Source organism: Blattabacterium cuenoti, from assembly GCF_014252395.1.
GTDB lineage: Bacteria > Bacteroidota > Bacteroidia > Flavobacteriales > Blattabacteriaceae > Blattabacterium > Blattabacterium cuenoti_AA.
Genome location: NZ_CP059219.1, coordinates 478233 through 490632, shown reverse-complemented (window position 1 = coordinate 490632; position 12400 = coordinate 478233). Strand labels below are relative to the sequence as shown.

11 protein-coding genes are annotated in these 12400 nt (G+C 23.5%); 9 read left to right on the top strand and 2 right to left on the bottom strand.

What is annotated here, in order from left to right; all coding sequences use genetic code 11:
* Positions 1–11: 11 nt before the first annotated feature.
* Positions 12–1583, bottom strand: coding sequence for a ribonuclease Y (rny, locus tag H0H36_RS02425; protein WP_185869501.1), 1572 nt, complete (start codon positions 1581–1583; stop codon positions 12–14).
* Positions 1584–1792: 209 nt separating this feature from the next.
* Here rny and H0H36_RS02420 point away from each other — a divergent pair, with 209 nt between their 5' ends.
* The 9 genes from H0H36_RS02420 (at position 1793) to rplS (ending at position 12013) form a co-directional block, all read left to right on the top strand.
* Complete coding sequence (locus H0H36_RS02420; protein WP_185869500.1) at positions 1793–2953, top strand: cysteine desulfurase family protein; 1161 nt, start codon at positions 1793–1795, stop codon at positions 2951–2953.
* Positions 2954–2996: 43 nt separating this feature from the next.
* On the top strand, positions 2997–3641 hold the full coding sequence (locus H0H36_RS02415; protein WP_185869499.1) for a succinate dehydrogenase cytochrome b subunit: 645 nt from the start codon (positions 2997–2999) through the stop codon (positions 3639–3641).
* A 10-nt stretch (positions 3642–3651) separates the two neighbouring features.
* A complete protein-coding gene (locus H0H36_RS02410) occupies positions 3652–5688 on the top strand; it encodes a fumarate reductase/succinate dehydrogenase flavoprotein subunit (RefSeq protein WP_185869498.1) in 2037 nt (678 codons plus the stop codon).
* Positions 5689–5700: 12 nt separating this feature from the next.
* Positions 5701–6456, top strand: coding sequence for a succinate dehydrogenase/fumarate reductase iron-sulfur subunit (locus H0H36_RS02405; RefSeq protein ID WP_185869497.1), 756 nt, complete (start codon positions 5701–5703; stop codon positions 6454–6456).
* A gap of 19 nt (positions 6457–6475) precedes the next feature.
* Entirely contained in the window at positions 6476–7435 is a 960-nt protein-coding gene (locus tag H0H36_RS02400) for an acetyl-CoA carboxylase carboxyltransferase subunit alpha (protein WP_185869496.1), read from the top strand.
* A 15-nt stretch (positions 7436–7450) separates the two neighbouring features.
* On the top strand, positions 7451–8986 hold the full coding sequence (dnaB, locus tag H0H36_RS02395; RefSeq protein WP_185869495.1) for a replicative DNA helicase: 1536 nt from the start codon (positions 7451–7453) through the stop codon (positions 8984–8986).
* Positions 8987–8997: 11 nt separating this feature from the next.
* Positions 8998–10218, top strand: coding sequence for an ABC transporter permease (locus H0H36_RS02390; RefSeq protein ID WP_185869494.1), 1221 nt, complete (start codon positions 8998–9000; stop codon positions 10216–10218).
* Between the two features lie 61 nt (positions 10219–10279).
* Positions 10280–11665 (top strand): phosphoglucosamine mutase, encoded by a 1386-nt coding sequence (gene glmM / locus H0H36_RS02385; RefSeq protein ID WP_185869493.1) that lies wholly within the window; start codon positions 10280–10282, stop codon positions 11663–11665.
* Positions 11666–11668: 3 nt separating this feature from the next.
* On the top strand, positions 11669–12013 hold the full coding sequence (gene rplS / locus H0H36_RS02380; protein ID WP_185869492.1) for a 50S ribosomal protein L19: 345 nt from the start codon (positions 11669–11671) through the stop codon (positions 12011–12013).
* Positions 12014–12063: 50 nt separating this feature from the next.
* Here the strand turns inward: rplS and H0H36_RS02375 are convergent, their stop codons facing one another.
* Entirely contained in the window at positions 12064–12348 is a 285-nt protein-coding gene (locus tag H0H36_RS02375; RefSeq protein WP_185869491.1) for a hypothetical protein, read from the bottom strand.
* Positions 12349–12400: the final 52 nt, after the last annotated feature.

The following is a 12400-nucleotide window of genomic DNA, read 5'->3' as shown; positions in this document are numbered from 1 at the left end:
ATTTTTTTTATCTATCTAGCTATTTGTACAGCTCTAGTTTCTCTAATCACTGTTACTTTTATTTGACCAGGATAAGTCATTTCATTTTTTATTTTTTCTGTGATATCACAAGATAACTGAAAAGCTTTTTTATCATCAATTTTATTACTTTCTACTAAAACACGAAGTTCTCTTCCAGCTTGAATAGCAAAAGCTTTATTAACTCCATAAAAACTAAAAGCTATATTCTCCAAGTTTTTTAATCTTTTTGAATAAGATTCAAAAGAATTTTTTCTTACTCCTGGACGAGCTCCACTAATGGAATCTGAAATTTGCACTATAGGAGATAGTAATACTTTCATTTCTATTTCATCGTGATGTGAACCTATAGCATTGCATACTTCTATATTTTCACCATATTTTTCAGCCCATTGCATTCCTAAAATAGCATGTGGAAGTTCAGATTCAGTTTCAGGTATTTTTCCTATATCATGTAATAATCCTGCACGTTTTGCTAATTTAACATTTAATCCTAGTTCTGAAGCTAAAATACTTGCTAAATGAGCTACTTCACGAGAATGTTGTAATAAATTTTGACCATAAGAAGAACGATATTTCATTCTTCCTATCATTCTAATTAATTCAGGATGTATTCCATGAATACCTAAATCTATTATATTTTTTTTTCCTATTTCAACTATTTCTTCTTCAATTTGAATTTCTGTTTTAGCTACGATTTCTTCAATTCTTGCTGGATGTATACGTCCATCTATTACTAATTTATGAAGAGAAAGTCTAGCAACTTCTCTTCTTATAGGATTAAAACAAGATAAAAGAATAGCTTCTGGAGTATCATCTACAATAATTTCTACACCTGTAGCTTTTTCTAAAGCTCTTATATTTCTTCCTTCACGTCCAATAATACGTCCTTTAACATCATCTGATTCTATATTAAAAACAGATACTGCATTTTCAATGGCTTGTTCTGTTCCTATTCTTTGAATAGCTTGAATTACAATTTTTTTAGCTTCCATTTTTGCAGTTAATTGTGATTCTTCTATAATATTTTGTATATGAGATTGTGCTTTTATTTTTGCTTCTTCTTTAAAAATTTTAATTAATTCATTTTTAGCTTCTTCTGAAGAATAATTAGATATTTTTTCAAGTAATTCCACTTGTTTAATATGTATATTTTTAAATTTTTTTTGTTCATTTTTAAGAATTTTATATTGATTTTCATAATCATTTATTTGTGTTTCCAAACGATTATTTCTTTTAAAGTATATTTCTATTTCTTTAGATAATCTATTTTCTTTTTCTATTGTTTTATTTTCTATGTCAGTTATTTTTTTTTCTCTAATATGAATATCTTTTTCATGTTTTGATTTAAGTTCTATAAATTTTTCTTTTGCTTGAAGCATTTTATTTTTTTTTATGGATTCTCCTTTTTTTTCGGCATTTTTTATGATTTTTTTAGCTTGAATGTTAGCTTTTTCTAATAGTTGAATATATTTTTTTAATATGGATTTTTTTCCAAAAAAATAACATGTAATAACTCCAATCAAAAACCCCATTAATACCGAAAATCCAACATTTATTTTCATATTCACTCAATTTAAATAAAAATAAAATAGACATTTTAATAACATTTTTAAAACAAAAAATATGTGACAAAAGTTTCTTGAATAATGATTTTTATTGAATCAGAAAGAATAATGTTAAATATACAAAATTAAAGATGAGATTTTATTAAAAATATTTTAATCAACAGTATTTGAATACATTATATATTTGTATATAAAATTTTATTTTGATGAAACGAGCATATTTAGATAATGCATCTACAACTCCTATAAGAAAAGAAGTTTTAAAAGTAATGATTGATATATTAACACATTCATTTGGAAATCCATCTTCTGTACAACATAGTTATGGTAGAGAAGCTCGTTCTATTATAGAAGAATCTAGAATCCGTATAGCAAAAAATATTAATGCTTATCCTTCTGAAATTATTTTTACCTCTGGAGGAACTGAGGCAAATAATATGATATTAAGAACATCCGTATTATATTTAGGAATAAAACATATTTTAACTTCTAGATTAGAACATCCTTCTGTTTTTAAAACAGTGCTAGATTTAGCTACTTATAATAAAGTAACTGTAAATTTTATTCATATTAATGAAAAAGGTATAATAGATTTGAATCATATGGAAGAAATATTAAAAAAAAATACCTACAATAAAAAACTTGTGAGTTTAATGTATGCTAATAATGAAATTGGTAATTTATTAGAAATAAATCAAGTTATTTTTTTATGTAAAAAATATGGAGCTTTTTTTCATTCAGATACAATTCAAATTATAGGTAATTATCCTATTGATATGAAAAAATTATCTATTGATTTTGCTAGTGCTAGTGCACATAAATTTCATGGTCCAAAAGGAATAGGTTTTGTTTTTATTAGAAAAAATATACAAAAAAAAATAAAATCTATTATTACAGGTGGAAATCAAGAATATGGAATTCGTTCTGGTACAGAAAATGTATGTGGTATAGCAGGATTATCAGAAGCATTGCAGCTATCTTGTGTAAATTTATTAAATCATATGAATAAAATACATAATTTAAAATTTTATTGTATTTCAGAATTGAAAAATTTGATTCCAAATATTATTTTCAATGGGTTATCCTTTGATTCTAATAAAAGTATTCCTTCTATATTAAATTTTTTATATCCTATAAAAAAAATAGATCATTTATTATATTTTCATTTAGATTTAATGGGTGTAGCAGTCTCAAAAGGTAACTCTTGTAATAGTGATGCAAAAAAAGTATCTCACGTTATTCAATATATTACAAAAGAATCATTTTTAAAAAAAATGATGCCTATAAGAGTTTCTTTTAGTATTTTTAATGAAAAAAAAGATATAGATTTGTTTGTAAGAGCATTGCAAAAAATTAGAAATTGTTAACTACAAATATATTAATTTGAAAATAATTTTATCAATTCTATCAGTGAATCGCTATAATTTTTTTCAATCTTCTATTGGAAAGAAAGTAGTAATGGCTACAACAGGTATTTTTCTAATGATTTTTTTGTTATTGCATTTAAGTGTTAATTTATTTCTTTTTTCAGGAGAAAAAACTTTTAACGAAGCAGTTTCTTTTATGAAGAATAATTTTTTCATTAAAATAATGGAATATATCCTAGCTATAGGATTTATATTTCATATTTTATTTGGAATTAAATTGCATTTATATAATAAAAAAATAAAAGGATCTGTTCATTATGCAAAAAATAATAATATATCATCATTTAGTAGTCGTAGCATGATATATACAGGTATTTTAATTTTTTGTTTTTTAATTTTACATTTGATAAATTTCATGATTCCTATGAAATATTCTAATCATAATTTATCGTACTATAATTTAGTTGTTTCTTTATTTAAAAATCCTTTATATACATTGATATACATATTTTCTTTTTTTATTTTGGGCATCCATTTAAATCATGGATTTCAATCCTCTTTTCAATCTTTAGGATTATCTAATAAAAAAAGATTTTTTTGGATAAAAAAATTTGGATTTTTTTATTTTTGGTTTATTTGTTCTGGTTTTTCTATTATTGCGATTTGGTTTTTTTTCAATGGTAATTGATATTTTTATAATGATTAAAAATTATTTAAAATTTAATTCAAAAATTCCAGAAGGGGCATTAAACAATAAATGGAATGATCATAAATCTACTTTAAAATTAGTATCACCTAATAATAGATCTAATCTAGAAATTATTGTTGTAGGTACCGGATTAGCTGGAGCATCCGCATCCGCATCTTTATCTGAATTAGGATATAAAGTTAAAGTTTTTTGTTATCAAGATTCTCCTAGGAGAGCTCATTCTGTAGCCGCTCAAGGTGGTATTAATGCCTCTAAAAATTATAAAGGGGATAATGATTCTATTTATCAACTTTTTTATGATACAATTAAAGGTGGAGATTATAGATCTAGAGAAGCTAATGTTTATCGTTTAGCAGAAATGTCTTCAAATATTATAGATCAATGTGTAGCTCAAGGTGTTCCATTTGCTAGAGATTATGCTGGATATTTAGAAACTAGATCCTTTGGTGGAACAAAAGTTTCTAGAACTTTTTATGCTAAAGGACAAACAGGTCAACAACTTTTATTAGCTTGTTATTCTTCTATGTGTAGACAAATAAGTAAAGGAAGAATAAAAATGTATAATCGTCATGAAATGCTTGATTTAGTAGTTATAGAAAATGTAGCTAGAGGAATAATTTCCAGAAATTTAATTTCTGGAGAAATAGAAAAACATATAGCACATGCAGTAGTTATAGCATCTGGTGGTTATGGTAATGTATTTTTTTTATCTACTAATGCTATGGGATCTAATTCTAGTGCTATATGGAAAGTTCATAAAAAAGGTGGATTTTTTGCTAATCCTTGTTATACACAAATACATCCTACTTGTATTCCAGTACATGGAAGTTATCAATCTAAATTGACTTTAATGTCAGAATCATTAAGAAATGATGGAAGAATATGGGTTCCTAAAAAATTAGAAGATGCTATTGCTATACGAAATGGAAATAAAACATCTAAAGATATAAAAGAAGAAGAAAGAGATTATTATTTAGAAAGAAGGTATCCTTCTTTTGGTAATCTTGTACCAAGAGATGTAGCTTCTAGAGCTGCTAAAGAACGTTGTGATAAAGGATTAGGAATCGAAGATAATGAAACAAAAGAAGGTGTTTTTTTAGATTTTTATTATTCTATAGAGAAATATGGAAATGAAAAAGCAAATGAACTTGGAATAAAAAAAATTAGTACTTCAAAAAAAATAAAATTAGGAGAAAAAATCATAGAATCTAAATATGGTAATTTATTTCATATGTATGAAAAAATAACGAATCAAAATCCTTATAAAAATCCTATGAAAATTTATCCTGCAGTACATTATACAATGGGAGGATTATGGGTTGATTATAATTTAATGTCTTCTATACCTGGTTGTTTTGTTATAGGAGAAGCTAATTTTTCAGATCATGGAGCTAATAGACTTGGTGCTTCTGCACTAATGCAGGGATTAGCTGACGGTTATTTTATTTTACCATATACTATTGCGGATTATTTATCTAAATATATCAATTATTATAATGATAAAATAACTATTAAACATAAAAATTTTAATAAATCAGAAAAAGATGTAAAGGATAGAATTAAAAAATTTATTCAAAATAATGGAAACATACCTGTTGATTTTTTTCATAAAAAACTTGGAAATATCATGTGGGAATATGTAGGAATGAGTAGGAATTATAAAGGTTTATCTAAAGCTATAAAAAATATACAAGAACTTCGTGAAGAATTTTGGAAAAATGTATTTATACCTGGAAATAATGAATATGAATTGAATTCTGAATTAGAAAAAGCTGGACGTATAGCCGATTTTTTAGAATTAGGAGAATTAATAGCTATGGATGCATTAAATAGAAAAGAATCTTGTGGAAGTCATTTTAGAGAAGAATATCAAACAATAGAAGGAGAAGCTCTTCGTAACGATGTTCATTATAAATATGTTTCTGTATGGGAACATTTAGAAAATAAATCTATTAGTGATGAAATCATGCATAAAGAAAATTTAAATTTTAATTTTGTTAAAATTCAAACACGTTCTTATAAATAAGAACATAATTTTATGAAAAAATTTCTCAATTTTAAATTAAAAATATGGAGACAAAAAAATAATAAAGAAAAAGGTAATTTTTATACTTATAAAATTCATAATATATCTCCAAATAGTTCTTTTTTAGAAATGTTAGATATATTAAATAATAATATTATATCTGATCAAAAAGATTATCCTATATCATTTGATCATGATTGTCGTGAAGGTATTTGTGGAATGTGTTCTTTATATATAAATGGAAGAGCTCATGGACCAGATAATTTAATAACTACTTGTCAATTACATATGCGTTCTTTTAAAAATGGAGAAACTATATATGTTGAACCTTGGAGAGCTAAACCTTTTCCTATAATTAAGGATCTCATTGTAGATAGATCTTCTTTTGATAGAATTATTATGTCTGGAGGTTTTATTTCTGTAAATACATTTGGAAAAACTGTAGATGGAAATATGATTCCTATTTCAAAAAATAAAGCTGAAAAAGCTTTTGATGCAGCTGCATGTATTGGATGCGGAGCATGTGTAGCAGCATGTAAAAATAGATCTGCTATGTTATTTGTTGCAGCAAAAGTATCACAACTAGCCTTGTTACCTCAAGGAAAAATAGAAAAAAAAGAAAGAGTATTGAATATGGTAAATAAAATGGATGAAGAAGGTTTTGGAAGTTGTACTAATACTAAGGTATGTGAAATAGAATGTCCAAAAGGAATATCTACTGAATATATTTCTTTTATGAATAAAGAATATATTTGTTCATTTAATTAATTTTTTCTTAATTATTTTTATGGAATACTTAGATTTTGAAAAACCTATACAAGAAATTCAAGATCAATATATTAATTGTCTTCTTATAGAAAAAAAAAGTGGAGTGAATATGAAGGAAGTTTGTAATCAATTAAAATATAAATTAAAAGAAACTATTAAAAAAGTACATAATAATTTAACTCCTTGGCAAAGAGTACAATTATCTAGACATCCAAATAGACCTTATACTTTAGATTATATACAATATATAACAAAAAAAGATTCTTTTATAGAATTACATGGAGATCGTTATTTTGGAGATGATAAAGCTATAGTAGGTGGTTTTGGAAAAATAGAAGATGTTACTTTTATGTTAATAGGAACTCAAAAAGGAAGAAACACTAAAGATAGACAATATAGAAGATTTGGTATGCCTAATCCAGAAGGATATAGGAAAGCTTTGAGATTGATGAAGTTATCAGAAAAATTTCGTAAACCTATTGTTACTTTTATTGATACTCCAGGAGCTTTTCCTGGAATAGAAGCAGAAAAAAGAGGTCAAGGGGAAGCAATTGGAAAAAATATTTATGAAATTATGTGTTTAAAAGTTCCTATTATTGTATTAATTATTGGAGAAGGAGCAAGTGGAGGAGCTTTAGGAATTGGAATAGGAGACAAAATTTCTATGATGGAAAATTCTTGGTATTCTGTTATTTCACCTGAAAGTTGTTCTACTATACTTTGGGGAAATTGGGATAAAAAAGAAGAATCAGCAGAAGCATTAAAATTAACCGCAGAAGATATGTATAAATTAGATCTTATAGATAATATAATTAAAGAACCTTTAGGTGGAGCTCATTTTTGTCCAGAAAAAGCTTTTAAGCTTGTAAAAAAGCAAATAATGAAACATTATAAAGAATTATATACTATTGATGTGAAATCAATTATTAAAAATAGAAAAAATAAATATATTTCTATAGGTTCTTTTAATGAAGGATAATTTTTTTATGAAAATATGAGTAAAATGAACCGTATTGAACAAAATATAGAAAATAATTACAAAATTAAAAAAGGGAAAATACCACCTCAAGCATTAGATTTGGAAGAAGCTATAATAGGATCTATTTTAATAGATAGAAAAGGATTAGATGAAATTATTGATATACTTTTTCCTGAAGTTTTTTATAAAAAAGAGCATCAAGAAATATTTAAATCAATACAAAAATTATATCATAATTCTAAACCAGTAGATTTATATACTGTTTTAAATGAACTTCGTATAAATGATAAATTAAAATTATCAGGTGGGGAATTGTATTTGATAGAATTAACACAAAAAGTTATTTCTTCTGCACATATAGAGTATCATAGTCGTATAGTGTTGCAAAAATTTTTTTTAAGAAAATTAATTAGTATATCTTCTGATATTATTAAAAAATGTTATGAAGAAAACATAGATGTTTTTGATCTTTTAGATTATGCAGAATCAAAACTTTTTGAAATAAACCATAAATATTTAACAACAAAAAAATATGAAACTACTCAATATATTGTAAATAAAGCTATTGAAAAAATAAAAAAAACAAAAAAAGAAGGATTAAGTGGAATTTCCTCAGGATTTTATAAACTAGATCATATTACTTCTGGATGGCAAAATTCAGATTTAATTATAATAGCTTCTAGACCTGGAATGGGAAAAACAACTTTTATGTTATCAATGGTTAAAAATATTGTAATAAAACAAAAAATTCCTGTTATTATTTTTTCATTAGAAATGTCTTCTGTTCAATTGATTACACGATTAATTTCATCAGAAACTGGTATTTCTTCAGAAAAAATTAAAAGAGCAAGTTTATCTAATTTAGATTGGGAATCTTTAAATCATAAAACTAAAAATTTGAAAGATGCTCCATTATTTATAGATGATACTCCTTCTTTATCTATATTTAATTTGCGAGCAAAATGTCGTCGTTTAATATCCCAACATGGGATAAAATTAATATTAATAGATTATATGCAATTAATGGGAATACATGATCATGGATATGGGTTTAAATTACAAAATAGAGAACAAGAAATATCAATAATATCTAGAAGTTTGAAATCTATAGCTAAAGAACTTGATATTCCTATAATAGCTTTATCACAACTTTCTAGAGCAGTGGAAACAAGAGGTGGTAGTAAACGACCTTTATTATCTGATTTGAGAGAATCTGGAGCTATTGAACAAGATGCAGATATTGTATTATTTATATATAGACCTGAATATTATGGATTTAAAACTTGGGATTATGATAATGATTCTAATTCTTCTTGTATAGGTGAAGCTGAGATAATAATAGCAAAACATAGAAATGGAGGATTAGATAAATTTCGTTTAAAATTTATAAGTGATCAAGTTAAATTTTCTAATTTAGAAGAAAAAAAACAAATTCCATTTCTTTGGGAAGAAGACTATAAAAAAAATATTCTTAATAATGAAAATAATATATTATCAAAATATAATAAAATAGATTTAAATGATGATTTTTTTGGTGAATTTAATACATAAAATAAAATGTATTGAATTTTGAATGGTTTTTTTCTAAAAAAACAGTTGATAAAGATTGTGTTAAAAATAGTTCTCTTAGAACAATAGTTATAATTATACAATTAACAATAATTTTTAGTTTAGTTATAACTATTTTAACTTTATCTGTTGGATTTGGATTTAAAGAAATTATAAAAAAAAAATTTACAAATGTAATAGGTCATATTTTGATAATGAAAAAATCAAAAAAACCTTTTTTTTTATCTCATATAGAAAAAAAATTTTTGATTTCTAATTATATTCAAATTCATGGAATTTCTGAAAAAAATGTAATTATATGCACAAATAATAAAATAGAAAAATATTTATTTAAAGGTGTTTATGAAGATTATAATCCTATATTTTTTAAATATTTTATTATAAAAGGAAAGTTTTGTAGTGAAAAAAAAAGTTATTTATGTAATGATAATATTCTTTTATCCAAAAAAATATCTTCATTATTAGGATTAAATATAGGATCTTATATAAAAATTTATTTTTTTTATCCTAAAAATGGATCACTTATTTCTAAAAAATTTAAAGTTTCTGGAATATATGAAACTGGTTTTCCTACATTTGATAATATATATATTATTGGAAATATAAAATCTATTCAACATATTTTTGGTTGGAAGGAATTTTTTTCTGAAAAAATTGAAATTTTTTTATCTTCTTTATCTTATTTTAATTTAAAAATAATAGAAAAAAAAATTAAAAAATTTTTTCCTAATTTTTTTGTTAAAAAAATTGAAAATAGATATAATAATAAATATTTTAAATGGTTAAAAATTTTTAATATAAATATTTTTATTATTATTATTATTATATTTTTTGCTTTAATTGTAAATATAATCGCATTTATTTTAATTCTTATTTTAGAAAGAATCAAAACTATTGGTATTTTAAAAATATTAGGAGCTAAAAATAAGGTTATATATAAAATATTTTTTTTTTATGTTATAAAAATATTTATTCCTTCATTACTTATAGGAAATAGTATTAGTATAGGATTATTAATAATACAAAAAAAATTTCATATTATATCATTAAATAAAATACATTATTTTATAGATTTTGTTCCAATTTATTTTCAAATTTGGTATATTTTAATTATTAATTTAGTAATTATTTTTATTTGTTTTTTAACAATATTTTTTTCTGTTTTATTTGTTTTTAATAAAATGGAAACTTTAGAAGTTATAAATTTTGAATAAAGTTAAGAATTAAATTTTGTATTTTTATTTTTTTTAGTGAACAGAAAAATTTAATTTATTTTTGATACTTATTAAATCTTCATCCGGAATAAGAGGTACTTTAGGAAATAAAGTAGGAACAGGATTTTCTCCTATAGAGATCATTAAATTTTCTACAGGATATGTTTCTTGGATGAAAAAAAAATATAAAATAAAAAAAAAATATTTAGTAGTTTTAGGAAGAGATGGTAGAGTAACTTCTGCTTTATTTCAAAAATTATTAATAATTATTTTTCAAAGTCTTGGAGTAGATGTTATAAACATAGGTTTATCTACAACTCCTACTGTTGGTATAGCTGTTATAAATGAAAAAGCAGATGGTGGTGTTATGTTAACAGCTAGTCATAATCCAAAAAATTGGAATGGATTAAAAATATTTAATTCATATGGAGAATTTTTATCTGAAAAGGATTCAAAAAAATTATTTACTATAATGGAAAAAGAAAATTATAAATTTTCTTCTTATAAAAAATTAGGTAATCTTTTTCATAAAAAAAATTATGTTAAAAAACATATAGAAAAAATTCTTTCATTACCTATTATAGAAAAAAACATTATTAAAAAAGCTAAATTAAAAATTGTAGTTGATGGTATTAATTCTACAGGAGGTATAGCTGTTCCACTTCTTTTAAAACATTTAGGAGTTCATGTTATAAAAATGCATTGTAATCCTAATAGGGAATTTATACATAATCCTGAACCTATTGAAAAAAATTTAGTAGAAATTTGTAAAAAAGTACCAAAAGTAAAAGCTAATTTAGGAATATCTGTAGATCCTGATGTAGATAGAGTAGTTTTTATTTGTGAAAATGGAGATTTTTTTGGAGAAGAATATACTTTAGTATCTATAGCTGATTATATATTAGATAAAGAAATAGGGCCTGTTGTTTCTACTTTATCTTCTTCTCATACTTTAAAAGATATTTCTATAAAAAAAGGTGCTACTTTTTATCAAACTCCTGTTGGAGAATCTCATGTTATAAAAAAGATGAAGGAAGTAAATGCGGTTGTTGGAGGAGAAGGAAATGGAGGGATTATTTATCCAAAATTACGTTATGGAAGAGATGCTTTAGTTGGAATAGCTATATTTTTAACTCAAATAGTTAAGCTTTCTAAAATTTCATTATTTGAATTAAAAAAAAAATATTCTAATTTTTTTATGTCAAAAAAGAAGATTAAATATTCTTTTAATAAAGAAAAATTTTTAAAAAATATTAAAAATAAATATAAAGGTAAAAAAATTGATTTTAGTGATGGTATTAAAATTGATTTATTAAATAATGAATGGATACATATAAGAAAATCAAATACTGAGAATTTTATTAGAATACATACAGAAAGTTGTTCTAAAAAAAGAGCTGATTTTTTAGCGAAAAAAATTGTATATGAAATAAAAAATTATTTTTAATTTATGTCACATAATATTATTAAATACGTAGAAGAAAAATTTTTTATAAAAAAAAATTTTCCATTGTTTAATTCTGGAGATACAATTACTGTTTTTTTTGAGATTAAAGAAGGAGAAAAAAAAAGAATTCAATCTTTTAAAGGAATAGTTATAAAAAAACAAGGTAAAGGATTAACTAAAACGTTTACTGTCAGAAAAATAAGTGGAGGAATAGGTGTAGAACGTATATTTATTTTGAATCAACCAAATATACAAAAAATAGATATAAATAAAAAAGGAAAAGTTCGTAGATCTAAAATTTATTATTTTAGATTATTAAAAGGAAAAAAAGCTAGAGTTAAAAGTTAAAAAAGCAAAAAAGAGATAAAATATCTCTTTTTTGCTTTTTTTTTAATTAATTATTTGTTACCTTTTTCGTTTTCTTCAGCAGTTACTTTTTCTTTTTCTTTTTCAGTTGTGGAACTATTATCCTCATTATTATTACTTTTTGAGGATTCCTCAGAAGTTGTAGGAGGAGTAGTTGTAGATGCAGAATCTGTTTGATTTTCACTATTATTAGCTGTTTTTTCCTCTTCTGTTGTAGTAGAGTTACTTTCGTTCTTATTTTTATTGTTACAACTTATAGTAAACAAAAATATTGCTAACAGGATCGTAGTAACAGTAATTCTTAATTTTTTCATCATAATCAATAGTATTTCAATTATTACATATTCTGGACAAATTTATATAAAAATT